Origin of the sequence: Arthrobacter sp. 2MCAF14 (genome assembly GCF_052115645.1) — a bacterium.
GTDB lineage: Bacteria > Actinomycetota > Actinomycetes > Actinomycetales > Micrococcaceae > Arthrobacter.
The window spans coordinates 57668-81906 of record NZ_JBFRHB010000004.1; the positions used below are offsets into that span (position 1 = coordinate 57668).

A 24239-nucleotide genomic window follows, 5' to 3' on the forward strand; every position below is an offset into this window, starting at 1 on the left:
GTGTCCTATCCAGCGGCGATGCGCTGCTCGGCGTCGTAATCGCGTTTCCAGCCAACCACGCCAGGCCTCAACTGCCAGGGATGCGGTCCCGACAGCGGCCGGTATTCCACTCCCATGGCCTCCAGGCGCTCCAGATGCGCGCCTTCGAGCCTGGCCAGGAAACCATCGTAGTCCCGGTTCTCCGCCTGGGACCAGAGCACCTCCGCCACGGCGCTCAGCCGCGGAAACGCGGCGAAGTGGACCCGTCGCGGGGAATCCAGGTGTTCCGTCCAGATGTTGGCCTGCGCGCCGAGGAGCGTGCCCGGGAACGCCTCACCCGCACCCGCGGGCAGCGGTTCGAAGCCGTAGACATCCCGCAGGCTGGTGATAAAACCGACGGGCACGGGTTCGTCGTCGCCGTCGGCCTGGCGGTGGTCCAGGTACAGCTTGTGCTCGGGGCACATGACCACGTCATAACCGCTTCTGAGCGCGCTTAGTCCGCCTTCATAGCCCCGCCAGGAAGCCACCAACGCTCCATCCGGCAGCTCGCCGTCGCCGATTTCGTCCCACACGGAAGTCGCTCGCCCGTGCCCGTCAAGGTGCTTCGCCAACTGCCCCACAAACCAGCTGTGCAATCCCGAAACGTCCGGCAATCCGAGTTCGGCGGCTTTGGCCTGTGCCTGGGCGCTGGATTGCCACTGGGTGAGCGGAACTTCGTCACCGCCCAAGCTGATCCAGCGGGCGGGGAAGATCTCCACGACTTCATCGAGAACCTTGCGGTAGAACTCCAAAGAGGTTTCCGAGACTTCCAGAACGATCTCGTTGATTCCCCAGCGGGTCCAGACCTCTGTATCCGCGCCCGCACCCAGTTCCGGGTAGGCGGCGATGGCGGCCTGGCTGTGTCCCGGAACATCGATCTCCGGGATGACGGTGATGTGCCGCTCGGCAGCGAACGCGACCACTTCGCGGAGATCGTCCTGACTGTAGAAACCGCCGTGCGGAAGCCCGTCGAAAACCCCTGCCCGCCAGGAACCAAGCGACGACTCCCGCCGCCACGCCGCGGTCTCGGTGAGTTTCGGGTAGCGGTTGATCTGGATCCGCCAGCCTTGGTCGTCCGTGAGGTGGAGGTGGAGGACGTTGAGCTTGTGCATGGCCATCACCTCGATGAACCGCAGCAGGTTGTCCTTGGGCATGAAGTGCCGGGCCACGTCCAGCATGGCCCCGCGGTACCCGAAACGCGGCTGGTCCTGGATGGATACCTTGGGAACCGGCCATGTGCCATCCGTTTCCGGAACGGGCGCTTGCCTCAGCGCGGCGGGTCCCATCAGCTGTAGGAGGGTCTGGGCAGCATAGAAGGCTCCGGCCGGACCGCCCGCATGAATCACGACGGCGGTGCCCACGTGCAGGCGGTACCCCTCGGCGTCGAGCTCCTGGTCAAGCCGCAGGCTGATGCCCGCATCGGCTACCGTGTCCAGGGACAGGTCCCAGCCGGTGGCCGCGCTGAGGGTCCGGGCGAGCCAGCGGCGCGCGCTGTTGAGCTCCGGATCGGCGGCCAAGGTGGTGGCTGGGTCCAGTTCCAGGAAACCTCCGTGCGATTCCACCGAGCACGGCACGGGAACCAGCAAATGCGCGGCGCTCATCCCTTCACCGCCCCGGCCAGCCCGGATACGAGTTTTCGCTGCACGGCTATGAAGAAGATCAGCACCGGAATGGTCATGATCACGGAACCGGCCATGATGGCACCCCAATCGTTCTGGTCGGGCTTGAAGAAGGTCAACAATGCCATGGGCAGGGTCTGGTTCTCCTGGGCGGAAATGATGAATGTCTTGGCGAAGAGGAAGTCGTTCCACGTGGAGATGAACGAAAACACGGAGCACGCCACCACTCCGGGCGCCACGAGCGGGAAGAGGATCGAGCGGACAAATCGGAAACCACTTGCCCCGTCTATGCGCGCTGCCTCTTCGATCTCCACCGGGACCGCTGCCACGAAGCCACGAAGCATCCAGATCGCGAACGGGATACTGAAGCCCACATGGACCAGAACCAGGGAACCGAGTTGATTCAGACCCACGAGCGGTACTGCCTCCCCGGCATTGCGGAGCAGGAAGAACAGGGGAATCGTGAGCGCTTCGACGGGCACCATCTGGGACACAAGCACTACGATCAGCAACTTGGTGCGCATCTTGAACTGGTAGCGGGTCAGTGCCACGGAGGCCAAGAACGCCAGCACGGTGGAGACGATAACGACGACGAGCGCCACGATCACGCTGTTCAGGAAGTACCTGCCGAAGTTGTTGACCGACAGGACCCGCATGAAGGAATCGAAGGACGGTTCCAGCGTGAACGGCGCCGCATCTCCGGCATCGAGCGCTGTCTTCGGCTTGAGGGCCGAAAGGACCATCCAGAACAGGGGGAACGCGACGAGAAGCGCGATGGCGAGTCCCGCCGCATCGGCGCCGAACCGGCGCCGTCCGCCCTTGCGGAACTTTTGCGGCGCGTCCGGCGCGGGCCGGTTCTTGCGGAGTGGAACGTCGACGGCGGTCACAGGACTTCTCCCGTTCTCTTGAGGATGCGGAGGTAGATCAGAGTGATGATCATCAGCAACGCGGTCATGATGACACCGAGGGCCGAGCCGAGGCCGTACAGGCTGGCCGCGAAGGCCTGCTGGTAGCCGTAGACATTCAGCACGAGGTTCTGCCCGGCAATACCGCCGCCGTTGGTCATGATGTAAATCTGCGAGAAGATCTTGAAATTCCAGATGATGGACTGGATAGTCACCACCATCACGATGGGCCGCAGCATCGGAAGCATGATGCTGCGCGCGATCCGGGGCATGGATGCACCATCGAGACGCGCCGCCTCAATCACTTCGGTGGAGATCGCCTGGATGCCGGCGTAGACCGTCACGAGCACGAACGGGAACGAACACCACACCACTTCGCTGCCTACGAGCCCGAAGGCGGACCATTTGTCGTAGGTCCAGGAGTAGCCGCTGAACTGCGTGAGGCCCACGGAGACAAGAGCCTTGTTGACCAGGCCCAGGGTGGGGTCGAAGAGGAACAACCACACGGCGCTGCCGGTGACGGCCGGCGTGGCCCAAGCGCCCAGGGAGACTACGAACAATGCGGTCCGGACCCAGGGCCGGAGCCGCGTGGCCAGCACTGCAAGCGACGTTCCCACGAGCAGCGTCAAAACCACGCAGGCCCCCGCGAACAGCACGGTGTTGCCCAGGACGGACCAGAACTCCGGATCGGCGAACAGTTTCTGGTAGTTCTCCAGGCCCGTGAACTGCAATGGCGCCTTGCCGCTGACTTGGGCCTGGCGGTAGTCATACAAAGAGACGTTGATGAGCTGGAAGATCGGGTATCCCAGCAGCGCGATCAGGACAATGAAAGCTGGAGCCAGGTAGAGCCCAGGTTCCAGGCCGCGCTTGCCTAACGCACGACGGCGGGACGTCCCCGCCGTCGTCGGCTTGCGGTCCTGCTTGCGGTTCCGCGTTCCGCTTGCGTCCGCCTTCGCGGACGCAAGCGCCGTCATGCCGCACCGCCTGGCACGGATCCAACGTGTGTCACGAACCCTGTCATTTGGATCCGAACACCTTGTTCATGGCTGCTGCCGCGTCCGCAGTAGCCGTATTGACGTCAGCCTTGCCTGTGACGATCTTCTGGTACATGCCGGTGAAGATGCCCTGGGCGTCGATCGTGGACCAGGTTTCCGTCACGGGGACAAAGTTGGTGCCGGCGGCGAGGGTCTTGATGAAGGGCTCGAGCTGCGGATTGGACGCCGCAACAGACTTCTGGACGTCGCCGAATGTCGGCAAGTTGCCCATGGCGTCGAACATTTTCTGCTGGTACTTCTTGCCCGCGAGCAGCTCGACGAACTCAGCTGCCAGGGTGTGGTGCTTGCTGCTGTTGAAGACGCCCAGGTTGTTGCCGCCGGCAAATGCGGGGGCGATCGAACCGGCCGTATTGCCCGGAACCGGAACCACCGCGAACTTGTCCTTGACGGCGCTGGCCGCGACGGCCTTGTAGTTGAAGTCGCCACCGATGGTCATGGCCGACTTTCCGGCGATGAATTGCTGGACGCTGGCGTTTCCGCCGAATTCGGCGCAGGTCTGGGGCGGGCAGATGTCGTTCTTGAGTAGCCGGGCATAAGCGGAGATACCGTCCCGGGATTCGGCGGAATCCAAACCGGAGACAAAGGTGTCACCCTTCTTCGTGGCAATGTTGCCGCCGTTGGCCCAGAGGTAGGGCATAGCCGAGAACTGCGCGGCTCCACCAATCGAAATGCCGAGCATGTCCGGGTTGGCTGCGCGGACGGCGCGGGCCACGGTTTCGACGTCGGCGAGCGTCTTGGGAGCCCCCAGTCCGAGCTTCTGCAGCAGATCGGTGCGGTAGTAGAGGGCCCGCACGCCGACGTACCACGGCACGCCGTAGTTCTTGGCTCCGACGTCCGTGGTGGCAAGGATCTTGCTGTCCAGGTCCTTGGACTCGCCCCAGGCCTTGATGTCTGCAGTCATGTCGGACAATCCGCCGGATGCAACGTAGCTGGCAAGGTCTGTGTTGCCGAACTCGGCGACGTCGGGAGCACTCGAGGGGTCGTTGAACGCGGCCTTGAACCGTTCCGCCCGGCTGTCTACTGGAATGTACTGGACGTCGACCTTGACGCCGCTATGACTGGATTCGAAATCGGAAACCGCGGCCTTGACTACCGCAGATTTGGGGTCCTGGTTGACTTCCGAGAAGAGCCACACGCGGATAGTGCCTGACTTCTCATCCGAAGATGACGCGGCATTGTTCGACGTGGGCGGGGCGCAGGCCGTCAGCGCGAGGGCGGCGAGGGCAAAGGCAGCCGCAGTGCGTGCGATTTTCAATGGATCCTCCATGGAGAAAAGGGTTCGGTGCCCGGCGGTCCCCCGCTGCGGGTATGGAAGGAAACTTTACAAACATACTTCTGTGAGCGGAAGCACAAGTGGCAAAAGGTTTGCATTGCAAAACCAGAATTTGTAAACAGACGATCTCTCACCAGATGGGTGATACCCCCTGGGGGTACTTGATTCTATACCCCTAGGGGGTATATCTTTACGGCATGAGCACGATCGACGTGGACCCCACAGATTTGAACCCGGTTGACTTGAACATTGGCCAACACGGCTACTCTTCCAACAAGGACGCGTACTTGCGGCGCCTCAAGCGGATCGAGGGCCAAGTACGCGGTATCGCGCGCATGGTGGAAGAGGACAAATACTGCATCGACATCCTCACTCAAGTCTCTGCAGTCACTAAAGCCCTGCATGCCGTGAGCCTCGGGCTCGTGGAGGAACACATCGGGCACTGCGTCGTCGGAGCCGCCTCCGAGTCCGATCCCGTCGTGCGCGCAGAGCAAATCGACATCAAGGTCAAGGAGGCAGCCGATGCCATCGGGCGCCTGTTGCGGTAACGCCTCAAACATTCACCACACCATTCAACTCACCACCAAGGAGCACGCCATGGGCCACACCGCCACCATCCAGACGAACGTCAGCGTTTCCGGCATGACCTGCGGGCACTGCGTTTCAGCCGTCAGCGAGGAAATCGAGTCCTTGGCAGGTGTGGAGAATGTCGAAATCGATCTGAATGCCGGCGGAATCTCCACCGTCACCATCACCTCCACCCAGGAACTGTCCCCGTCCGAAATCGGCGAAGCCGTCGCCGAAGCCGGCTACCTGGTAGTCGCCAACGAGGCCTAGGGGCCAATGTGAGCAATCACGACATCCTGCATCAAACGGGCACCCGCATCATCGAACTCGACATCGAGGGCATGACCTGCGCATCGTGCGTAGCGCGCGTGGAACGGAAACTGGGCAAGCTCGACGGCGTGGAGGCTTCCGTCAATCTCCCCCTCGAATCGGCACAGGTAACAGTTCCGGACAACGTCACGGACCAACAAATCGTGGACACAGTGAACGCAATGGGTTACAAAGCCTGGATCCGCGAATCGAGGCCCAGCCCTACATCCCAGGCCCACGAGCGCGCCCACGAGCGCGAAACCGATATGCTCGGCGCGCTCGCTCCTTCGTCGCTTAGACGCGCGCTGCCGCATACCGGCCCCGCGATCGAGTCCAGCACCGAAGGCAGTGCGGGTGATGACGGCGCAACGGAACATGACCACAGCGATAGCGACCACAACGAGTGGCTCCATGACCACAGTGGCGACGCGGGGGGCATGCGGCAGCGTGCGTCTAAGGTGGGCCCACGCCGGCAGGGTTCCCTGGCCGAGCTTGCGAGGTTAGGGGGCCGGTGGGGCGGAACGACCGAGCACGCAGAGCATGTGTCCCGGAGCGAGCGGACTGAGCACGGCGCGCAAGGCGACCACATGCACCACGGCCCAGCGTCCCGCCAGCTAAGGCCGAGACTGGTCGCCGCTGCCATACTGACCGTCCCGGTCTTCGCCATCTCGATGATTCCGGCCCTTCAGTTCCCGCAGTGGGGTTGGGTCGCCGCGTTACTGGCCCTTCCCGTGGTGACGTGGGCTGCCTGGCCCTTCCACCGGGCCGCCGCCATCAACGCGCGCCACTTCGCCTCGACCATGGACACACTCGTATCCATCGGCGTCCTGGCCGCATACCTCTACTCTGCGTGGCAGCTCTTTGCCAACCCCGTGATGACTGAGCACCCCGGCATGGAGTCCACGGGAGGCATGGGCGGCGGGCTGTACTTCGAAGTTGCGGCCGTGGTCACCACATTCCTGCTTCTGGGCCGCTTCCTCGAGGCCAATGCCAAAGCGAAGGCCGGCGATGCCCTCAAGGCCCTGCTGAATCTGGGAGCCAAGGACGCAACTGTGCTGCGCGACGGCGTCGAGCACAAGATCCCGGCCGAGCAACTCGTGGTGGGGGACATCTTCGTGGTCCGCCCGGGAGAGAAGATCGCCACTGACGGCCTGGTGACGAGCGGTTCATCTGCCGTGGATTCCTCGTTGGTCACCGGTGAATCCGTGCCCGTGGAGGTCGGACCGGGGAGCCAGGTCACGGGCGCCACCATCAACACTTCGGGCCGTTTGCTGGTCCGCGCGACGCGCGTCGGTTCCGAGACGACGCTGGCGCAAATGGGGCGGTTGGTCAGCCAGGCGCAGACGGGCAAAGCCCCGATCGCACGGCTCGCCGATCGTATCAGCGCCGTCTTCGTGCCGGTCGTACTGGTCATCGCCGTGGTTACTTTCGTAGTCTGGCTCGCCCTGAGCGGGGACCTCAATGCCTCGTTCACGGCTGCCGTGGCGGTGCTCGTGATTGCCTGCCCGTGTGCGCTTGGGCTCGCGACTCCCGTTGGCCTCCTGACCGGGACCGGCCGGGGCGCGCAACTCGGCATCCTCATCAAGGGTCCACAGGTGCTGGAAGATACGCGCACGGTGGACGCCATCCTTTTGGACAAGACGGGTACCGTCACGAGCGGCAAGCTGGCCGTTGGACACACCCTGGCCTTGAACGGCCACTCCCCCGCCGACGTCCTGTCTCTCGCCGGCGCCGTCGAGGCAGCGTCGGAGCACCCCATCGCCCACGCCATCGCCGCTGCCGCCAAGTCCGCAATGCCCGACGCCGGCCCGCTCCCCGCTGTGAAGGACTTCAGTTCCGCCCCGGGCGGCGGAGTCCGGGGGATGGTTGCGCTGAACGGAGCCGGAAACAGAGCCGAGCGAACGGTCGTGGCCGGCAGGACCGGCTGGCTGGAAGATAACGGCATTTTCCCTGACGACGCACAGCGCAAGGCACTGGCCACTGAGGAAGCCGGCGGCGCTACCGCAATCTGGGTTGCCGTGGACGGGAGGCCCGCTGGAATAGTCACGCTAAGTGACACCGTCAAACCCGGTTCGGCTGCAGCCATCTCGAAGCTCAAGGAACTCGGGATTCGCCCTCTGCTGCTGACAGGAGACAACGCCGCCGTTGCCGCCCAAGTGGCCACCGCCGTCGGGATCGCCCCGGAAGATGTATTCGCGGGGGTCCTGCCGGAAGGCAAAGTGGACGCGGTGCGGAAGCTTCAGTCCCAGGGGTCCACTGTGGCCATGGCCGGGGACGGAGTCAACGACGCCGCAGCGCTGGCGCAAGCCGACCTTGGCATAGCCATGGGATCGGGCACGGATGTCGCCATCGAGGCCTCGGATCTGACCGTGATGGGCAGCGACCTCGGGCAGTTGGTGCAAGCCATCGAGCTGTCCCGGAAGACGCTCTCCACCATCAAGACAAACCTGTTCTGGGCATTCTTCTACAACGCCATCGGTATCCCGGTGGCAGCCCTTGGTTTGCTCAACCCGATGATCGCCGGCGCGGCCATGGCGGCGAGCTCGGTCCTGGTGGTCGCAAATTCGCTGCGGTTGCGCTCGTTCGCAAAGTAGTCCCCGCCGCCACCCAACTAACTCGCAGTTGTTGTCGTTATCCGGCGTGAGAACGGCAACAACTGCCTGGGCCCACGCCGCCAGGGTTCCCTAGCCGAGCTTGCGAGGCGAGGGTGGCGGTGGGGACAGTTTGAGGAGGCTAGGCCGTTCCGAAACGCACGGCCGCGCGGGCCCTGGCTTTGGCCGCTTCCTCGTCGCGGTTGCGCGCTGGCGCATGGGTCACGAGGGAATCGAGCAGATGCTGGGTGATATGCGCGATCTCGTGGACAGCCTCGGAGAAGGCCTCCTCGTTGGCCTTCGACGGCTTGGTGGTGCCGCTGATCTTGCGCACGTATTGCAGGGCTGCGGCTTCCACCTCCGCGGAGGTGGCTCGTGGCTCGAAATTGTGGAGGGTGTGGATGTTCCGGCACATATCAACATGCTAGGCCCAGGTCCCCCATCAAGGCTCGGTTTTAGAGGACCCTCTCGGAAGGAACCGGCTCGACGTCGTTCGGATGGTCAAGCTCCAGCGAGGCGTGGTCTTCGCCGGGCTCCACGGCGTCACGCTTGTCCGCGCGCAGCTCGTCGATCCGCACCAAGACCACTCCGCACACGATGAGTGCCCCGCCCACGAGCTGGATGGCTCCGGGCAATTCGGCCAGCAACAGCCAGGCCCACACCACGGCGAACAACACTTCCGTGAGCGAGACAAAGGATGCCACCTTGGACCCAAGGCTTCGTGCTGCCATGATCCCCGTGACGTAGGACAGCACGGTGGAGAGGATGACGAGGCCGGCGATCGAGACCCACCACGGCGTGGTCCACGGCCCGAGGTGCGTATCCGCGGTGGCGAAAGTCATGGATACCAAACCGGTCCCGCCGGCAATCCAGATAAGGATTGAGCCTGCCATAAGACCGCCGGAGGCAAGCACGATGGGCGGCAGCGTGTCGTTCTGCTTGGCTGTGATGAAGAAGTAGATGACCAGGCAGACGGCCGCGGCCATGCCCCACAGCACGCCGACGAAGTCCACCTTCACGGCGCCGGTGAGATCGAGCACCAGGACGAGTCCGCCGAGGGAAAGCAGCGTACCGATGGCGGTGAGGGCCCGGGGTCGGCGTCGGCTCGAGGCCCACAGCCACAGGACGATCATGGTTGGCGCGAGGTATTCGAGCAGGAGGGCGACCCCCACGGACAGCCTGGACACCGCATTGAAGTAGAAAAGCTGGCACCCCGCAACGCCAATCACACCGAACAACAGGATGGTGAGCCAGTTGTCCTTGAGCTGGTGCCAACGGCCGCGGAGCGCGACGACGGCCGGGATCACCAAGATGAGTGCAGCACCGCTCAATCGGATGGCAACTGCCGCGCCAGGGGTCCACCCGGTTTCCAGGAGGGACTTGGCAAACGAGCCGGACAAGCCGAAGACCGCTGAGGAAAAGAGCGCGAGCCCCAGGCCCGACGCCATGAAGCCCGCAGCACCAGCCCGGTTTGTTGCAGCTGACACAGCAGCCTCCTGTCAGGAGTAAAATGGGTTACGCTGCTGACACTACTACCGAGAGATGTAAGGAGTCAAAGTGCTTTTTGCACCTGACACTGAAGTGGCGCTTCGAAGTGTGGTCAATTTGATCAATTCGGCCGCCAACGGCACCGAATCCCTGACAAGTGTCGCCGAGCTCCACGCCTTCCTCGACGCGGAAGAATTCACTGGGACCAGGGAAGGGAGCGAGGCCGAATTAGTCAGTGTGAAGCGACTGCGAAGCCAATTGGCTTCCCTGTGGGCGGCCGATGAAGATGCGGCCGCAAAGGATGTCAACCAGCTCCTCACCGACGCACGCGCACTCCCCCAATTGGTCAAGCACGATCATTGGGATTGGCACTTGCACGCCACCACCCCTGAAGCGCCCCTCGCGGAACGCATGGGCACGGAAGCCGCCATGGCACTCGTGGACGTCATCCGCAGCAAGGAAATGGATCGCCTGCGGGTGTGCGCGGCGGACGATTGCGACGCCGTCGTGCTGGACCTGAGCCGCAACCGCTCCAAGCTCTATTGCGATACAGGCAACTGCGCCAATCGGACGCACGTCGCCGCCTACCGGGCCCGGAAGGCCTCAGGTACGGAGTAAGCGGGCGGGCGTCACGCCGTGCAACTTTTCAGGGCGCACGACGGCGGCCTGCCGCGAGTTTCCGGGGTTGCTGCGGTGACAAGCCGGTAAAAAGTTGCGTGGCGTGACGGGCTAAGAGACTAAGACGACCTAGTCGGCGTCGGGCGTTTCCGTTTCGCTGCCCGCATGGGGGGCCGCTGAACCGTGACTCTGGCCCGGTTTCCTGGAACTCAGGTTGACTCCCGAGCCCTTGCCGAGGTGTTCGGCGTTTTCCTTGTGGCTCATGGAAAGCATCGCAGCGAGGACGAGGCTCACAATGAAGGCGATGCCGGCACCGGTGAAGGCGAGGTCAAAGCGCGGAGTGCGGGCGCTGCCGCCGGACGCGAAGATCAGCACGGCGAAAAAGACCAAGACACCCCAAAACGCGGAGAACATCAGCGGTCCCTTAACCGAGGTCCGCATCTTGCGCGGCTCTCCTGGTTTCTGGTCAGCCAAGGTCATTCCTCCAATGTGGGTGCTGGCGCCGTGCGCGCCTTGAGAGTTCTACGCAGGGTAGAACGTACGACTACTAGTTTACGGCCTCGGCGGAGGGGGTTCGCCCATCGTGCCGCAGGCTCAGCCCGGACAGCACCCACAAGACTCCCGAGACGATGGCGCCGCCGCCGGCAACACCGAGGAGCGCGTGCGCTCCAAGGCTGATGAAGAACGGCAGTGCAACGGCGGTGCCGATGCCCACCACACCGGAAATGATCCAGTCGCGGGCAAGCACGTGCTGTCCGCGCTGCCGGAATCCCTTGACCAGCTCAATCGCCCCGAGCACCAGCAATCCTACGAGCGCGGAAACGCCGACTCCTGTATCGGACTGCGTAATCAAGGCACCCACCCCGGCCAGGCCAACGACGGCGGCCGCGGCCGCGGGAACACTCGCAGCAAGGAACGCGGCACCCGCGGTTGCGAGCAGGTAGAGCCCGGTAGCCCAGGCCAGAACGTAAACGGATGGCGAGCCCCAGAAGACGGTCACGGCTCCAAACACCAGCGCAGCACCGGCGCGGAGAAGTACGGGCTTCCAGAGCGCGGCTGCTGTGGGCGTGGATGAAGTCGCTGAAGAGGCGGGGAGAGTCACCACTCCAGTTTAGTGCGAACCGAGGACCATCCATTTGTCAGAGCGGGCCCGCAGCCCCAGAGTGACTCCGCGGGCCAGCATGTAGCCCAGCGCGAACGCTACCCAGAGCCACACGAGCCCCGCCGCGCCGTCGGGCCTGGTCACGTGGACTGCCACCAAAAGCGGCAGATAGACCCCGAGGTTCACGACGCCGGCAATCGCCAGGTAGCGGGCATCGCCCGCGCCGATCAGGACGCCGTCCAGGACGAAGACGTAACCCGCAAGCGGCTGCCCGACGGCGAGTACCCACAGTGCCGCTGTGAGCGCGGACTGAACGCCGGCGTCGGAGGTAAAGAGAAGGCCGGCCCACGGAGCGGCGACTGCCAGGAGCACGCCGGTCACCACGCCGAATCCCACGCCCCAGCGGATCATGGTGCGGGTGAGCTCTCGCGCCCTCGCCGCATGGGAGGCTCCGAGTTCCTTGCCGATGAGGGCCTGCGCGGCAATCGCCAAGGCGTCCAGGGCGAAGGCGAGGAAGGAGAAGATGGTCATCGCGAGCTGGTGCGCGGCGAGGTTCACGGAGCCTTGGGAGGTGACTATCAGGACCGTTGCCAGGATAGCCAGGCGCAGGCTGAGGGTGCGGAGCATGAGCCATGAACCCACGGTGGTCATCGTGCGGATTCCACGCCAGTCCGGGCGCAGCGAAACGCCGTGGCGCCGGGCGTTCCGTCCCACCATGACCAAATAGACGGCGGCCATGGCCCATTGAGCAATGCTGGTGCCGATGGCTGAACCCGCCACGGACAAATGCAGGCCATAGACAAGGAACCAGTTCAGGGCGATGTTGATAGCGAACCCCGCCGTTGCGACCACCAACGGCGTGCGGGTGTCCTGCAGTCCGCGCAAGACGCCGGTGCCAGCGAAGATCAAAAGCATGGCGACGAGTCCTGGCATGGACCAGCGCAGATAGTCGACGGCGTATGCCCGCACCTCGCCGCTGGCTCCAAGCAACCCGACCAACGGCTCAGCCGCGAAGAAGCCGGCCACCGCGAGGACGGTGCCCAGCAGCAAGGCCAGCCAGACGCCGTCGCGCCCTGCGGCCAGCGCCTTGGCGAGCTTTCCGTGCCCGATAGCCCGCGCCACAGCGGGAGTTGTCGAATATGCCAGAAACACCATAAGTCCGACGGCGGTGTACAGCAGGGTGGAGGCCAGCCCCACCCCCGCCAATTGAGGGACGCCAAGGTGCCCCACAATGGCGGAGTCAGCCAAGAGGAAGAGGGGTTCGGCAATGAGCGCCCCAAAGGCGGGGACAGCCAGGCGCAGGATCTCGCGGGCAGTGGAGGGCGTGGTGGGACGGGTCACTGTTTGGGGCATTTTCCCAGCCTAGCGGGGCACCGGCATGTAGCTTGGTGAGGTGTCGCTCAAGCATCCCATCACCGTTTCCGTCGCCCGCACCATCACTCCCGGTTACACCCGCCAAGCCAACGCATGGGCCCACGCTGGCCAGGAACTTGCCCGGGAATGGCCCGGCTACCTGGGTTCAGGGTGGGTGCGCACGGCGGCCGATTCCGATGAATGGCACATGCTTTACCGCTTCGCGGACGCTGAAACCCTGCAGGCTTGGGAGGAATCCGAAGAGCGCCGATGGTGGATCGAAAGCGCCACCGAACTCATGGAGGTCACACGGGTGGAGCGCCGTTCCGGGATCGAGGGATGGTTTTCCCAACCCGGCGACGTGAACCTCGTTGTCCCGGAGACCGCAGTGCCGCCGCGGTGGAAGCAGGCCGTCAGCATCTTCCTGCCGTTCTTTCCTTTGAGCCTGCTGGCCAATTTTCTGCTGCACCCCTTGGTCCTGGGCTGGCCGCTGGTCCTACAGGTTCTGTTGAACATCTGTATCCTGACGCCACTCATGGTCTACATTTTCCTGCCGGTTACCACGCGGCTCCTGAAGCCCTGGTTGGAAGCAAAGCGGAAGGGCCAGTCGTGAACCGCTACGTGCTCTCCACAGACAAAGCCCGGATCGACCGTGACTGGCTGTGGGCCGAACTTTCAACCAAGGTCTATTGGGGCCGGTGGCGGACCCGCGCAGACGTGGAGGCCCAACTGGACAACGCTTGGCGCATAGTGGGCGCCTTCGACGCTCAAACCGGCGCCATGGTGGGTTTTGCGCGCTCGTTTTCCGACGGCGTGGCCATTGCGTACCTGGCCGATGTCTACGTCCATGAATCCGCGCGAGGTCAAGCGTTGGGCAAGGCGATGGTAGCGGAAATGGTCGACGGCGGTCCGGGAGCCAACTTCCGCTGGATGCTGCACACCACGGATGCCCATGGACTGTACCGCCAGTTCGGTTTTGAGGAACCTGATGCGAGGTATCTGGAAAGGCGCGAGCAAAGGTAGCACCAGGCCGCGGTTGTTTGACACTTTCAGCAAAGTTCGAAAGGCTTGGGTTGAAGCTTCAACAAATTAGGCCTTGGCCTTGGGAGCTTCACGACAGCCACCCGCTACCCGAAAACGGTGCAAATACATGAACCAGTCCACCCTGACCAACACAGCCCTTACCGTCCTGCGCGTCATCGTCGGCTTCATCTTCGCCGCGCATGGCTGGCAGAAATTCACCGAGTTCACCATCGCCGGCACACAGGCGGCCTTCGGCAAGATGGGCGTACCCGCCGCCGACGTCGTGGCCCCGATCGTGGCAACCATCGAACTTGCAGGAGGCATCGCCCTCATCGCGGGCGTGCTGACACGTGTCTTCGCCGCCCTCCTCGCACTCGACATGCTCGGCGCCCTGTTCCTGGTCCACGCTCCGGCAGGCCTGTTTGCCGACAAGGGTGGGTACGAACTTGTCTTGGCCCTCGCCGCCGCTGCGGCAGCCGTGGCCCTGACCGGCGCCGGACGGATCTCCATCGATTCCGCCGTCTTCGGCCGGCAGGGTTCCAAGCTGGGCATCCTCGCCTAGGCATCGGCCCGTAAAGCGCGGCCGCGCCGGCGACACCCAAGTGCGCTGCTGATGCCAAAACGGGCTGTCGACTCCGGAATCCGGGCGTCGGCAGCCCGTTTGCGTGTCACTGGTTCGTTTGCGCGTCGCTGGTTCGTTTGCGCGTCGCCAGCCCGTCATACAGCGCATCAGCACCCACGCCGTCGATACACTCACGTCATGAGCGAGCTCCCCTCACACTCCGTCACGCTGCGGTTCCTGGCTTCCCCCACCGACGTCGGACACAGCGGGTCCGTCGACGCCGGCACAGTCCTTGAGTGGGTGGACAAGGCGGCGTACGCGGCAGCTGTTGGCTGGTCGAAGTCCTATTGCGTCACGGCATATGTCGGCAACATCCATTTCGCCGACCCCGTGAACAGCGGAGACATGGTCGAGGTGGAAGCGACCATCGTCTACACGGGCCGCTCTTCCATGCACATCCGGACCACCGTGTCCTCCGGCGATCCCAAGGGCGGTCCGGCCACGATGCGCAGCCAGTGCCTGGTGATCTTCGTTGCTGTCGGTCCCGACGGCCGCCCCGTTCCAGTCCCCCAGTTCGAGCCGTCGACGCCGGAGGAAATCGAGCAGCGAGACAACGCCCTCGCGCGGATCGCCGTGCGGGAAAAGATCGTCGAAGCCATGAACGCACAGGAATATACCGACGCCGGCACAGCCGAGCGCGTCGTTCTCCGCTTCATGGCGGCCCCCACTGACGTGAACTGGGGAGGGAAAGTCCACGGCGGCATCGTCATGAAGTGGATCGATGAGGCCGCGTACGTCTGCGCTTCCCGGTACTGCGGCAAGGACACCGTGGCGGTGTTCTCCGGAGGCGTGCGCTTCTACCGCCCGCTCTTGATCGGCGACGTGGTGGAAGTAGAAGCCCGGCTCGTCTACACAGGCCACAAAGGCATGCATATTGCCGTGCATGTGCGCTCCGGAAACCCCAAGAGCCCTGAGATGAACCTGACCACCCACTGCCTCACGGTCATGGTGGCCAGGGACGAAACCGGCACGTCCGTTCCAATCCCGCCCTGGGTGCCGGAAACGGACGAGGACCGGCGCCTTCATGCCCACGCCCGCGAACTGCTGGAAATCCGCGGACGGGCTCCCGGGAACCGGATGCCGGATCATCTGCTCAACGGCGGTTAGGCGTTCTGTCCGGGTCTGGCGCCGCGAAGTCCGGGGCGGGAAGATGTCCTCATGTTGGCTGAGGAACGGTTCAACGCACTGATCGACGAATTCAGGGCTGTCCCGGGTGTGAGCATGCCCGGCGAACCGGGACAGCATGGATTCGGCTCCTCGGCGTTGAAGGTTCACGGCTCGATTTTCGCGATGGTTTCGGGAGGCAGGCTCGTTGTGAAGCTGCCACGAGATCGAGTCAGCGCCCTGATCGGGACCGGAGCCGGGGCGCCGTTCGACGCCGGAAAGGGGCGTGCCATGAAGGAGTGGCTCACGGTTATGGCCGACGATCAGGAGTCATGGCTCGCCCTCGCCCGTGAGGCCCTGGACTTCGTAGGGTCTACGCACCACTGACCAGCACCACTGACCAGCCTGAGGCTAGAACCCGCCACCGCCGCCAGTCTCGCCCGCCATGTTGGCGAAGCGGGAGTAATGCCCTTGGAAGGCAACCACGATGTCCTTGGTGGGACCGTTACGGTGCTTGGCGATGAGGATGTCAGCCTCGCCGGCACGGGGGGATTCTTTGTCGTAGACATCCTCGCGGTGAAGCAGGATGACCATGTCGGCGTCCTGCTCGATGGAGCCGGATTCACGGAGGTCCGAGACCATGGGCCGCTTGTCCTGGCGCTGTTCGGATCCACGGTTGAGCTGCGAGAGCGCGATGACCGGAACCTGCAGCTCCTTGGCCAACAGCTTGAGGGCACGCGAGAATTCGGAGACTTCCTGCTGGCGGGATTCCACCTTCTTGCCGGAGCTCATGAGCTGGAGGTAGTCGAGGATCACCAGTTTGAGGTCGTGCTGCTGCTTCAGGCGGCGGCACTTGGCCCTGATTTCCATGAGGGACATATTGGGGCTGTCATCGATGAACAGCGGAGCATCGTTCATGCGGCCCATCGTGGTGGCGATCTTGGACCACTGCTCGTCCTTGATGGTGCCCTTGCGCAGGTCCTGGAGGCCAATGGTGGCTTCCGCGGACAGCAGGCGCATCGCGATTTCGTTCCGTCCCATTTCCAGGGAGAACATCACGGTGGCGAGGTTGTGCTTGATGGCAGCGGAACGGGCGAAGTCAAGCGCGAACGTGGACTTACCGACGGCGGGGCGCGCGGCGATGACGATCATCTGACCCGGGTGCAGGCCGTGGGTGAGCTCATCGAGTTCATAGAACCCGGTGGGGACACCCGTCATGCCTTCTCCGCGGTGGCCGGATGCCTCGATCTCGTCAACGGTGGATTCCATGACGTCCTTGAGCGCCACGTAATCTTCCGCCGTGCGGCGTTCGGCCACGGCATAGATCTCGGCCTGGGCCTGGTTGACGAGGTCTTCCACCTCGCCGTCCTGGCCGTAGCCCATCTGGACGATCTTGGTGCCGGCGTTGACGAGCCGGCGCAGGACGGCTCGCTCAGCCACGATTTCGGCGTAGTAGCCGGCGTTGGCCGCCGTGGGCACGGTCTGGATGAGCTCGTGCAGGTAGGCAGGGCCGCCGATCCTGTTGATCTCGCCGCGTTTGGTCAGCTCATCGGACACTGTGACGGCATCGGCAGGTTCGCCGCGGCCGTAGAGATCGATGATGGACTCGTAGATCGTCTCGTGGGCGGGGCGGTAGAAGTCATGGCCGCGGACAATTTCCACGACGTCGGCAATGGCGTCCTTGGACAGCATCATGCCGCCGAGAACCGATTGCTCAGCGGGAATGTCCTGGGGAGGTTTGCGGCTGGCGTCCGATGTCCGGCCGCCCTCGATCGAATCCAAGTGCGTAACTGACAAGCCGTCCTCCATTGTGTACCGCGCAGATAACTGTTCCCGGCGGTGCGGTAGGCCAATGCCCAGGTGTGGGTTGCTCCGACCGCGCCGTTTATGCCGGCTGGTCCAAACTGTTCCGTAGGGCACCGACAATTTTGGTTCCCCGAGATTTCCACAACTTATCCACAGACAAGTCCGCGGGCGCGCTGCTTTTCGACGGCACCGAGGTGTAGTCCACAAGAAACAGGGGTTTTCCAAGTACCTAAAGCGGGTACTCAGCCACGTTAGCCCTGCTTTTCCGAGGCACCAAGCCGGGCCTGTGGATAAAGTGTGGAATAAACGCCCCTACTTGTGCACAGTCTGTGCATGACCCTGTGGAAAGAGAATTTCTTTTTCCGGCAAATGGTCCCTGAGCTGGGGAAACGTTGTTCAAGCCATGTGGATCAAAAGTATTTTCTCCAGGGATCATCCACAGGCCGATTCGCTCAATGCGCACCTCTCCCCTCACTCAAGCGCCCCAGGAGGGATAAATATGCCGAAAATGTGATACTCCCCACAATCTCTCCCGGAATTTGACAGCCGGCTCTCAGAAGCTATGCCGTAGCAGGAATGTGCTGTGGATAACCGCGTTCTGACATAAGCTCAAGGTATGGGTTTCACCATTGGGGATGTACTGCTGGTCGCAATGCCCGTTGTCATCCTTGTGGCTGTGATTTGGGCCCTGACGGAGGCATTCAAGCCACGCAACTCAGGGCTGTCCGACGCCGAGCGCTATCAACGTGAGCTGGCCGCCCGCTCGGCAGCCCACCAGGCCGCCCAAGTGCAGGCGGCGACGGCGGCAAGGGCCCGTATCGATGCGTCCACCAGGCCGAGCCAAAACGCGCAGCAGCAGTCGCAGCAGGACAGCCAGTCGCGGGCCGCGCTCAGGGCGCAAGCCGGGGCCAGCCCGGGGGTCGGCCAGGCCGGCTACAACGGCCCCATTCTGCCCAACGGGCAGTTGAATCCACAGTTCGCCCTGCAATTGCAGGGAATGGTCCGCAGTGGGCAGAAAATCCAGGCGATCAAGCTCCTGCGCCAGCAAACCCACTCGGACTTGTTGACCGCCAAGAACTACATAGATCGGCTTTAGCGCATGTCATCCCTACTCATTCCGGTCTTGATCCTGGCGGCCGTCGTCGTCGGCGTGCTGCTGATCAGCCGCGTGCTCTCCCGCCGCTCTGCGGAACTTCGCGGCAATGCCGCCACGGGCAAAGCGGCCGTGGACCCTGTGGAGCTGGCCCGCGAGGCCGCCGCAAAGCTCAGCGAGGATCAACACCGGCAGCTGTATTCCCTGATCGCCCAAGGTCAGGCCATGGCGGCCATCAAGCTGTACCTCAGCGCCACCGGAGAAGGCCTGCGCGCCTCACGGGACGCCGTCGGCGCACTTGCAGCGCACCCGCAGCCCTTCCGCAAGCCCGAGACTGCCCCACAGGACCTCATGCCCGACGACGACGAGCCGGAGCGCTTCCCGTACCGTTACCGGGCAATCGCCAGCAAGGGCGACGTCACGCGTGAGGTGAGCAGCAATATGCTCAATGACGAGATCTACGGACGGATCCGCACCTTGGCCAAGAGCGGCGACGTCGAAGCGGCAGCGTTGGCCTTGACCAAGCATTCCGATATCAGCATGAAGCAGGCCCGGGAGTTCATCGAGCTGCTCGACGACTAGCGCCAGGTGCGGCTCAGCCCGGCTTGCCTAGCGTCCCGCGGTGATCCCCGCGAGGAGTTGCTCAAACGGCAGGGATTCCATGGCGTCCGCCTTGCGGTGCGGCTGCTCGCCGCTCAGGAGCCGGGTCAGCTCGCCGGCCGCGCGGTCCACGCGGACCGATAGCGGCGACGCTCCGTCGTCGGTGTTTCCCCAATCCTGGGGCCCGGCGAAAACGGACGTCTGGGTTATCCGGGTGCGAAGGTAGGTGAAGAGCGGACGCATGGCGTAGTCGAGCACCATTTGGTGCCGGTCGGTGCCGCCCGTGGCGCCGAGAAGAACTGCCTTGCCGTCCAGGGACTTCGGGTCCAGAACGTCGATGAAGGACTTGAACAGCCCGCTGTAGGAGGCGCTGAAGACGGGCGTCACGGCGATGATGCCATCAGAATCCTCGACGCCGGCGATCACATCCGCGAGGCGCGGTGCGGCATAGCCGGTGACGAAGTTGTTGGCGATATCCACGGCCAGGTCCCGGAGTTCGATAACGTCCACCCGCACCTCGTACCCGGCATCGCCCAGCTGGCGCTTGGCCGACGCAGCGAGCTGGTCTGCAAGAAGCCTGCTCGACGACGGTACGCCAAGTCCGGCGGAAAGGACGGTTATGCGGCGGGTCTCCATGGCGATCTCCTGTTGCTGGGCGGTTCGATGGCTTCAAACCAGAGTACATGCGTTTGCATCTATACTCCCAAACTGTGCCCCTGCCCGTTTTATTCCCCTGCTACAGCCGGACGGTTCCCTGGATGCACATGACCGAGCTCCCGCCTACCCAGATGTCGCCGTCTTCCGCTTTGACGTGGATGCGTCCCGCCCGGCCCAGCACCGTACCCTGCGCGGCGACGTATTGTTCCGGCGCCCGGCCGCTGCCGATCAGCCACTGGGCGGCTCCCGCATTGAAGCTTCCAGTCACGGGGTCCTCCACCATGGCGTCTCCCGGAATGAACGTCCGGACCTCGAAATCGACGCCGGCACCCGGTTCATGGGGACCGATCACACCAACCTTCAGCTCCCCCAAAGCCGTAAGGTCCGGCTCGAGGCCAAGGACCTGTTCGGCCGATTCGAGCAGCACACCGATCCATTGCGGGCCGTTGACCAGCCACGAGGCATCCGAGAGTGCGGTTCGGGGCAGGCGGAGTCCGGCGGCCAACTGTTCCATGATTGCTTCGTCCACGGGCCCGAAGCGGGTCAGTGGCGGCGCAGCGAAGGCGAGGCGGCTGCCGTCGAGCTTTACCTTGACCAAGCCTGCGCCGCATTCCTGCACCAGCATCCCTTCCTGCTTAGGCACTCCTCCGGACGCCAGCCAAACATGCGCCGAGCCGAGCGTCGGATGTCCCGCGAAAGGAAATTCCTCGCTGCCGGTGAAGATCCGGACCCGGTAATCGGCCGCAGGATCACTCGGCGGCAGCAGGAAAGTGGTTTCAGACAGGTTGGTCCAGTTTGCAAAGTGCTGCATCTGCTCCGCGCTGAGCCCTTCAGCGTCGACGACGACGGCAAGCGGATTGCCGAGATACGGCACGTCAGTGAAGACATCCACTTGCGAGAAGGGCCTGATGCGCATCGTTTCAAGGTTCACCCCGGCAGGCTATCAAGTTCCACCGGCCACGGCCCCCAGCCCTGTCTTCTTTAGGCGAACTGGCAGCTAATGCCCCTCACGAGGCCGCCAGAGGGCATCTACTGCCAGTTCGCGGGCCCCGAAACCGCGCAAAGCAAAGGACCCCCGCCTCCGGAAACCGGAGACGGGGGTCCTTCAAGCTACGTCAGAGCTTACCGCTGCGTGATGCCCCCTCGAAGCTTCGCAAGTCCCCACCGACTCCCAGCGTTCGCAAGCTCAGGCTGGGACCCTCGTCGGCGTGGCCCCACAGCTTCCAGGGAACCCTGCATCACTTGCTTGCAACGACCTCGAGGTCGATGACAGCGGAAACGTCCTCGTGCAGGCGGACGTTGGCCTGGTACGAACCAAGTGACTTGATGTGGTTCGGCAGTTCAACGTTGCGCTTGTCGATGGAGCCGAGGCCGGCGGCCTCAACTGCAGCAGCGACATCCGCCGGCTTGACGGTGCCGAAGAGACGACCGGACTCGCCGGCCTTCACTACGAGCTTGACCTTCTTGGAAGAAAGCGCAGAAGCCTGGGCCTGTGCAGCTTCAACCGAAGCGTGGGCACGAGCAGCGCGGGCAGCCTTGATGGACTCAACCTGCTTCTCGCCACCCTTGGTCCAGGTCAGAGCGAAGCCGCGGGGCAGCAGGAAGTTACGTGCGTAACCGTCCTTGACCTCGACAACATCGCCAGCAGCACCGAGACCGGTTACTTCGTGGGTCAGAATGAGCTTTGCCATGTTAGTTAATCCCTTCCTTAGCCGCGGCCAGCGCCGGAGTAAGGCAGCAGAGCAACTTCGCGGGCGTTCTTGATTGCCTGGGCGATTTTGCGCTGTTCCTGCACCGTGACGCCAGTGACGCGACGGGCGCGGATCTTTCCGCGGTCGGAGATGAACTTGCGCAGCAATGCTACGTCCTTGTAGTCGATGACAGTGATGTCAGCGGCCTTCAAGGGGTTGGACTTTGGTTTGGGCTTACGGAGTTCAGCCTTAGCCATCGTGGAGCTCCTTTTCTATGGAGCCCGTGGAATGGATCCACGGGATGGTGGTGCTCGACGGCGGTCGCCACCCGGGTGCCTCGCGGCACGTCCGGCGGGTTCCGGCGTCGAACTTTTATGAGTATTTAGAAGGGAGGTTCGGAATCCGGGCCGTTGCCCCATCCACCCGCATTGCTGACGCCCGGGGTAGCCCAGGGGTCTTCCTGCGGTGCGGATTGGCCGCCGCCCCATGTTCCGCCGGAGTTGCCGCCCTGGTTTGCACCAGCGCCGCCACCTCCGAAGCCGCCGCTGTTGTTGCCGCCGCCGAAGCCGCCCTGACCACCCTGACCGCCGGAGCGCTGGGTGCGGTTGACCTTGGCGTTGGCGTAACGCAGGCTCGGGCCGATTTCATCGACTTCGAGCTCGATAACGGTGCGCTTCTCGCCTTCCTTGGTTTCGTAGGAACGGCTCTTCAGGCGGCCGGAAACGATCACGCGCATACCCTTGGTGAGGGATTCGGCGACGTTTTCAGCTGCTTCGCGCCATACCGATGCGCGGAGGAACAGGGTTTCCCCGTCCTTCCATTCATTGGACTGGCGGTCGAAGGTCCGGGGAGTAGACGCGATGGTGAAGTTCGCTACCGCCGAACCTGACGGTGTGAACCGCAGTTCGGGGTCATTGGTGAGATTACCGATGACCGTAATAGTGGTTTCGCCTGCCATCTACTGCCTCCTTGTTCGTTCCTGCGGGGTAAAGAATGAAAGCCTGGAGCTGAAATTACTCAGCAACGACCTTCTGCTCTTCGGGGCGGGTGATCTTGGTGCGCATGATGGTCTCGTTGAGACTCAGCTGGCGGTCAAGTTCCTTGGCGGTTTCCGGCTTGGCGGTGAAGTTCACCACAGCGTAGATACCTTCGGACTTCTTCTTGATGTCGTAAGCGAGGCGACGGCGGCCCCAGATGTCAACCTTTTCGATGGTTCCACCATCGGTGGTGATGACATTGAGGAACTTCTGAAGCGACGGCTCTACGGTACGCTCTTCGACCTCGGGGTCGATGATTACCATCAATTCGTAAGGACGCATATGTGAACCCACCTCCTTTGGGCTAAGCGGTTACGGCATTTCCGTAACAGGAGGTTCATTTGCGATGAACAGTGCTGCTGACCGCTTCCAGAAGCGGAAGCAGGGCGCAGCACAGACTTCAATATCTTAGTCCATTTCCCGCCTCTAAGCCTATTCGGCGTGTCGGCAAGGTGGAATGAGCGGCGGCGCATATGTGGAAAACCCAGGTATGTGGATAACTCCCGCGGAACCGGCGCGCCAGCCTCAGGCAGACTGAACTCATGACCATCCTCAAATCCGTCGCACTCTTTGTCCTCGCGGCCGTCGCCGAGATCGGCGGGGCGTGGCTCGTGTGGCAATCAGTCAGGGAAGCCAAACCGTGGTGGTGGGCTGGCCTTGGGATCGTGGCCCTCGGCATCTACGGGTTCGTGGCGGCGTTCCAGCCTGACGCACACTTCGGCCGTGTCCTCGCAGCATATGGAGGGGTGTTCATCGCCGGATCATTGGCTTGGGGAATGCTCATGGACGGTTTCCGCCCGGATCGTTGGGACGTCATCGGCGCCATGATCTGCATCCTGGGCGTCGCCGTCATCATGTTCGCGCCCCGGCCGGTCAGCTAAGCCGGCAAGGCAGCTAAGCCGTCACGCTGCGCAACTTTCTGGACCGTCCGACGTCGGGATCACCCGGTTTTCCGCGGCGCAGTTCCACGCCGGACGCTAAAAGTCTGCGTGGCGTGACGCCGGGGCCGGCCAACCCCCGTGCCATGATCTGACTATGAACGCCGCAGCAAAGAACCAACATCCGAAGTCTGCCCGTGCCAAACGTTCCCGATTGCGATTCGGGCTGATGATCCTCACCGGCATCGCTGCCGCGGTGGCGACCGGGATCTGGGGTCAGTGGATTTACGCACCCGCCGCGGGCTGGGCGGTTGCAGCGGTGGTCTACAACGTTTTCGTGTGGACAGTCATCACCCCGATGAAGGCCGATCAGACGAGAAGCCACGCCACGGAAGAGGATCCGCGGCGCTCCACCGCCGACCTTCTCATCCTGTGTGCCGCGATCGGTTCCCTGGCAGCCGTCGTGCTGGTGATGATCGGCGCCAAGGATGCGCACGGATTCGACAAATTCATGCTCGCCTTGCTGGCCCTCGTTGGTGCAGCGGCCTCGTGGCTACTGGTCCACACCCTCTTCACCTTGCGTTATGCCGAGGTGTACTACACGTCCGATCCACCCCAAGGCATCGAGTTCAACCAAAAAGAACCGCCGCAATACACGGATTTCGCGTACATGGCATTCAGTCTGGGGATGACCTACCAAGTCTCGGACACGTCGATCACCACCAGGGCAATGCGGTCCGCTGCTTTGCGGCACAGCCTGCTCGCCTACGTTTTCGGCGTCGGGATTCTGGCCACCACGATCAACCTCGTGGTGAGCCTCGCATCCTGAG

At 63.4% G+C, this 24239-nt stretch carries 29 protein-coding genes; 13 read left to right on the forward strand and 16 right to left on the reverse strand.

Features of this window, described 5'->3' with window-relative positions; genetic code table 11:
• Positions 1-5: 5 nt before the first annotated feature.
• From AB4074_RS04745 to AB4074_RS04760, 4 genes are read right to left on the reverse strand one after another with little or no spacing between them, the layout of a single operon-like run.
• Complete coding sequence (locus AB4074_RS04745) at positions 6-1619, reverse strand: beta-N-acetylhexosaminidase (protein ID WP_441412340.1); 1614 nt, start codon at positions 1617-1619, stop codon at positions 6-8.
• Positions 1616-2524, reverse strand: coding sequence for a carbohydrate ABC transporter permease (locus AB4074_RS04750; RefSeq protein WP_345448200.1), 909 nt, complete (start codon positions 2522-2524; stop codon positions 1616-1618). Before AB4074_RS04750 ends, AB4074_RS04745 begins: the two co-directional genes overlap by 4 nt.
• Positions 2521-3516 (reverse strand): carbohydrate ABC transporter permease, encoded by a 996-nt coding sequence (locus AB4074_RS04755; protein WP_441412341.1) that lies wholly within the window; start codon positions 3514-3516, stop codon positions 2521-2523. The genes AB4074_RS04750 and AB4074_RS04755 overlap by 4 nt, the downstream gene beginning before the upstream one ends.
• A gap of 43 nt (positions 3517-3559) precedes the next feature.
• Positions 3560-4852 (reverse strand): extracellular solute-binding protein, encoded by a 1293-nt coding sequence (locus tag AB4074_RS04760; protein ID WP_441412342.1) that lies wholly within the window; start codon positions 4850-4852, stop codon positions 3560-3562.
• Positions 4853-5067: 215 nt separating this feature from the next.
• On the opposite strand from AB4074_RS04760, the gene AB4074_RS04765 reads away from it, so the two are divergent.
• From AB4074_RS04765 to AB4074_RS04775, 3 genes are all read left to right on the forward strand, one after another.
• Positions 5068-5418 carry a metal-sensitive transcriptional regulator gene (locus tag AB4074_RS04765; RefSeq protein WP_437771911.1) on the forward strand — a complete coding sequence of 117 codons (351 nt, stop codon included), beginning with the start codon at positions 5068-5070 and terminating at the stop codon, positions 5416-5418.
• A gap of 49 nt (positions 5419-5467) precedes the next feature.
• Complete coding sequence (locus AB4074_RS04770; protein ID WP_059388821.1) at positions 5468-5707, forward strand: heavy-metal-associated domain-containing protein; 240 nt, start codon at positions 5468-5470, stop codon at positions 5705-5707.
• Between the two features lie 71 nt (positions 5708-5778).
• Positions 5779-8340: a heavy metal translocating P-type ATPase gene (locus tag AB4074_RS04775; protein ID WP_441412457.1), complete on the forward strand. Its 2562-nt coding sequence runs from the start codon at positions 5779-5781 to the stop codon at positions 8338-8340.
• A 139-nt stretch (positions 8341-8479) separates the two neighbouring features.
• Here AB4074_RS04775 and AB4074_RS04780 read toward each other — a convergent pair whose 3' ends face one another.
• Together AB4074_RS04780 and AB4074_RS04785 are read right to left on the reverse strand one after the other, a co-directional pair.
• Positions 8480-8752: a DUF2277 domain-containing protein gene (locus AB4074_RS04780; RefSeq protein ID WP_345448205.1), complete on the reverse strand. Its 273-nt coding sequence runs from the start codon at positions 8750-8752 to the stop codon at positions 8480-8482.
• A gap of 40 nt (positions 8753-8792) precedes the next feature.
• On the reverse strand, positions 8793-9824 hold the full coding sequence (locus AB4074_RS04785; protein ID WP_441412343.1) for an EamA family transporter: 1032 nt from the start codon (positions 9822-9824) through the stop codon (positions 8793-8795).
• A 70-nt stretch (positions 9825-9894) separates the two neighbouring features.
• Between AB4074_RS04785 and AB4074_RS04790 the strand changes: the two genes are divergently transcribed.
• Complete coding sequence (locus AB4074_RS04790) at positions 9895-10443, forward strand: CGNR zinc finger domain-containing protein (RefSeq protein WP_441412344.1); 549 nt, start codon at positions 9895-9897, stop codon at positions 10441-10443.
• 129 nt (positions 10444-10572) lie between these two features.
• Here AB4074_RS04790 and AB4074_RS04795 read toward each other — a convergent pair whose 3' ends face one another.
• From AB4074_RS04795 to AB4074_RS04805, 3 genes are all read right to left on the reverse strand, one after another.
• On the reverse strand, positions 10573-10923 hold the full coding sequence (locus AB4074_RS04795; protein WP_441412345.1) for a hypothetical protein: 351 nt from the start codon (positions 10921-10923) through the stop codon (positions 10573-10575).
• A gap of 67 nt (positions 10924-10990) precedes the next feature.
• The gene (locus tag AB4074_RS04800) at positions 10991-11545 is read right to left on the reverse strand and encodes a hypothetical protein (protein WP_441412346.1); all 555 of its coding nucleotides are present in this window, start codon (positions 11543-11545) and stop codon (positions 10991-10993) included.
• A gap of 9 nt (positions 11546-11554) precedes the next feature.
• The gene (locus AB4074_RS04805) at positions 11555-12898 is read right to left on the reverse strand and encodes an MATE family efflux transporter (RefSeq protein WP_441412347.1); all 1344 of its coding nucleotides are present in this window, start codon (positions 12896-12898) and stop codon (positions 11555-11557) included.
• A gap of 40 nt (positions 12899-12938) precedes the next feature.
• On the opposite strand from AB4074_RS04805, the gene AB4074_RS04810 reads away from it, so the two are divergent.
• The 5 genes from AB4074_RS04810 to AB4074_RS04830 all read left to right on the forward strand — a co-directional run bounded on the left by AB4074_RS04810 (position 12939) and on the right by AB4074_RS04830 (position 16034).
• The gene (locus AB4074_RS04810; RefSeq protein WP_441412348.1) at positions 12939-13511 is read left to right on the forward strand and encodes an antibiotic biosynthesis monooxygenase; all 573 of its coding nucleotides are present in this window, start codon (positions 12939-12941) and stop codon (positions 13509-13511) included.
• Positions 13508-13921, forward strand: coding sequence for a GNAT family N-acetyltransferase (locus AB4074_RS04815; RefSeq protein WP_441412349.1), 414 nt, complete (start codon positions 13508-13510; stop codon positions 13919-13921). The genes AB4074_RS04810 and AB4074_RS04815 overlap by 4 nt, the downstream gene beginning before the upstream one ends.
• A gap of 127 nt (positions 13922-14048) precedes the next feature.
• Positions 14049-14483 (forward strand): DoxX family protein, encoded by a 435-nt coding sequence (locus tag AB4074_RS04820; RefSeq protein WP_441412350.1) that lies wholly within the window; start codon positions 14049-14051, stop codon positions 14481-14483.
• A 198-nt stretch (positions 14484-14681) separates the two neighbouring features.
• Entirely contained in the window at positions 14682-15650 is a 969-nt protein-coding gene (locus tag AB4074_RS04825; RefSeq protein ID WP_441412351.1) for an acyl-CoA thioesterase, read from the forward strand.
• Positions 15651-15701: 51 nt separating this feature from the next.
• Positions 15702-16034: a hypothetical protein gene (locus AB4074_RS04830; protein WP_441412352.1), complete on the forward strand. Its 333-nt coding sequence runs from the start codon at positions 15702-15704 to the stop codon at positions 16032-16034.
• Between the two features lie 24 nt (positions 16035-16058).
• Here AB4074_RS04830 and dnaB read toward each other — a convergent pair whose 3' ends face one another.
• Complete coding sequence (gene dnaB / locus AB4074_RS04835; RefSeq protein ID WP_345448217.1) at positions 16059-17444, reverse strand: replicative DNA helicase; 1386 nt, start codon at positions 17442-17444, stop codon at positions 16059-16061.
• Positions 17445-18069: 625 nt separating this feature from the next.
• Here dnaB and AB4074_RS04840 point away from each other — a divergent pair.
• Both AB4074_RS04840 and AB4074_RS04845 read left to right on the forward strand, forming a co-directional pair.
• Positions 18070-18549: a hypothetical protein gene (locus AB4074_RS04840; protein ID WP_441412353.1), complete on the forward strand. Its 480-nt coding sequence runs from the start codon at positions 18070-18072 to the stop codon at positions 18547-18549.
• A gap of 3 nt (positions 18550-18552) precedes the next feature.
• On the forward strand, positions 18553-19128 hold the full coding sequence (locus AB4074_RS04845; protein ID WP_441412354.1) for a hypothetical protein: 576 nt from the start codon (positions 18553-18555) through the stop codon (positions 19126-19128).
• Positions 19129-19155: 27 nt separating this feature from the next.
• Here the strand turns inward: AB4074_RS04845 and AB4074_RS04850 are convergent, their stop codons facing one another.
• The 6 genes from AB4074_RS04850 to rpsF all read right to left on the reverse strand — a co-directional run bounded on the left by AB4074_RS04850 (position 19156) and on the right by rpsF (position 22813).
• Positions 19156-19782 (reverse strand): FMN reductase, encoded by a 627-nt coding sequence (locus AB4074_RS04850; RefSeq protein ID WP_441412355.1) that lies wholly within the window; start codon positions 19780-19782, stop codon positions 19156-19158.
• A gap of 100 nt (positions 19783-19882) precedes the next feature.
• Positions 19883-20719, reverse strand: a complete 837-nt coding sequence (locus tag AB4074_RS04855; protein WP_441412458.1) for a PhzF family phenazine biosynthesis protein — start codon at positions 20717-20719, stop codon at positions 19883-19885.
• 322 nt (positions 20720-21041) lie between these two features.
• Entirely contained in the window at positions 21042-21494 is a 453-nt protein-coding gene (gene rplI, locus AB4074_RS04860) for a 50S ribosomal protein L9 (RefSeq protein WP_234752901.1), read from the reverse strand.
• 17 nt (positions 21495-21511) lie between these two features.
• Positions 21512-21751 (reverse strand): 30S ribosomal protein S18, encoded by a 240-nt coding sequence (rpsR, locus tag AB4074_RS04865; protein ID WP_003800144.1) that lies wholly within the window; start codon positions 21749-21751, stop codon positions 21512-21514.
• A gap of 125 nt (positions 21752-21876) precedes the next feature.
• The gene (locus AB4074_RS04870) at positions 21877-22452 is read right to left on the reverse strand and encodes a single-stranded DNA-binding protein (protein ID WP_078107100.1); all 576 of its coding nucleotides are present in this window, start codon (positions 22450-22452) and stop codon (positions 21877-21879) included.
• A 55-nt stretch (positions 22453-22507) separates the two neighbouring features.
• Complete coding sequence (rpsF, locus tag AB4074_RS04875) at positions 22508-22813, reverse strand: 30S ribosomal protein S6 (RefSeq protein ID WP_028267876.1); 306 nt, start codon at positions 22811-22813, stop codon at positions 22508-22510.
• Positions 22814-23073: 260 nt separating this feature from the next.
• Between rpsF and AB4074_RS04880 the strand changes: the two genes are divergently transcribed.
• Positions 23074-23412 carry a YnfA family protein gene (locus AB4074_RS04880; RefSeq protein WP_441412356.1) on the forward strand — a complete coding sequence of 113 codons (339 nt, stop codon included), beginning with the start codon at positions 23074-23076 and terminating at the stop codon, positions 23410-23412.
• Positions 23413-23566: 154 nt separating this feature from the next.
• Positions 23567-24238, forward strand: a complete 672-nt coding sequence (locus AB4074_RS04885; RefSeq protein ID WP_441412357.1) for a DUF1345 domain-containing protein — start codon at positions 23567-23569, stop codon at positions 24236-24238.
• Position 24239: the final 1 nt, after the last annotated feature.

What these genes read in the sequence shown, in the direction of transcription:
- AB4074_RS04795 (WP_441412345.1), bottom strand. Translation starts at nt 10,923, where the DNA reads ATGACCTTGGCTGACCAGAAACCAGGAGAGCCGCGCAAGATGCGGACC.
- AB4074_RS04845 (WP_441412354.1), top strand. Translation starts at nt 18,553, where the DNA reads ATGTCATCCCTACTCATTCCGGTCTTGATCCTGGCGGCCGTCGTCGTC.
- AB4074_RS04855 (WP_441412458.1), bottom strand. Translation starts at nt 20,719, where the DNA reads ATGCGCATCAGGCCCTTCTCGCAAGTGGATGTCTTCACTGACGTGCCG.
- AB4074_RS04870 (WP_078107100.1), bottom strand. Translation starts at nt 22,452, where the DNA reads ATGGCAGGCGAAACCACTATTACGGTCATCGGTAATCTCACCAATGAC.
- AB4074_RS04820 (WP_441412350.1), top strand. Translation starts at nt 14,049, where the DNA reads ATGAACCAGTCCACCCTGACCAACACAGCCCTTACCGTCCTGCGCGTC.
- AB4074_RS04825 (WP_441412351.1), top strand. Translation starts at nt 14,682, where the DNA reads ATGAGCGAGCTCCCCTCACACTCCGTCACGCTGCGGTTCCTGGCTTCC.
- AB4074_RS04830 (WP_441412352.1), top strand. Translation starts at nt 15,702, where the DNA reads ATGTTGGCTGAGGAACGGTTCAACGCACTGATCGACGAATTCAGGGCT.
- rpsR (WP_003800144.1), bottom strand. Translation starts at nt 21,751, where the DNA reads ATGGCTAAGGCTGAACTCCGTAAGCCCAAACCAAAGTCCAACCCCTTG.
- AB4074_RS04765 (WP_437771911.1), top strand. Translation starts at nt 5,068, where the DNA reads ATGAGCACGATCGACGTGGACCCCACAGATTTGAACCCGGTTGACTTG.
- AB4074_RS04775 (WP_441412457.1), top strand. Translation starts at nt 5,779, where the DNA reads ATGACCTGCGCATCGTGCGTAGCGCGCGTGGAACGGAAACTGGGCAAG.
- rplI (WP_234752901.1), bottom strand. Translation starts at nt 21,494, where the DNA reads ATGGCAAAGCTCATTCTGACCCACGAAGTAACCGGTCTCGGTGCTGCT.
- AB4074_RS04880 (WP_441412356.1), top strand. Translation starts at nt 23,074, where the DNA reads ATGACCATCCTCAAATCCGTCGCACTCTTTGTCCTCGCGGCCGTCGCC.
- AB4074_RS04850 (WP_441412355.1), bottom strand. Translation starts at nt 19,782, where the DNA reads ATGGAGACCCGCCGCATAACCGTCCTTTCCGCCGGACTTGGCGTACCG.
- AB4074_RS04805 (WP_441412347.1), bottom strand. Translation starts at nt 12,898, where the DNA reads ATGCCCCAAACAGTGACCCGTCCCACCACGCCCTCCACTGCCCGCGAG.
- rpsF (WP_028267876.1), bottom strand. Translation starts at nt 22,813, where the DNA reads ATGCGTCCTTACGAATTGATGGTAATCATCGACCCCGAGGTCGAAGAG.
- AB4074_RS04745 (WP_441412340.1), bottom strand. Translation starts at nt 1,619, where the DNA reads ATGAGCGCCGCGCATTTGCTGGTTCCCGTGCCGTGCTCGGTGGAATCG.
- AB4074_RS04755 (WP_441412341.1), bottom strand. Translation starts at nt 3,516, where the DNA reads ATGACGGCGCTTGCGTCCGCGAAGGCGGACGCAAGCGGAACGCGGAAC.
- AB4074_RS04770 (WP_059388821.1), top strand. Translation starts at nt 5,468, where the DNA reads ATGGGCCACACCGCCACCATCCAGACGAACGTCAGCGTTTCCGGCATG.
- AB4074_RS04840 (WP_441412353.1), top strand. Translation starts at nt 18,070, where the DNA reads ATGGGTTTCACCATTGGGGATGTACTGCTGGTCGCAATGCCCGTTGTC.
- AB4074_RS04780 (WP_345448205.1), bottom strand. Translation starts at nt 8,752, where the DNA reads ATGTGCCGGAACATCCACACCCTCCACAATTTCGAGCCACGAGCCACC.
- AB4074_RS04885 (WP_441412357.1), top strand. Translation starts at nt 23,567, where the DNA reads ATGAACGCCGCAGCAAAGAACCAACATCCGAAGTCTGCCCGTGCCAAA.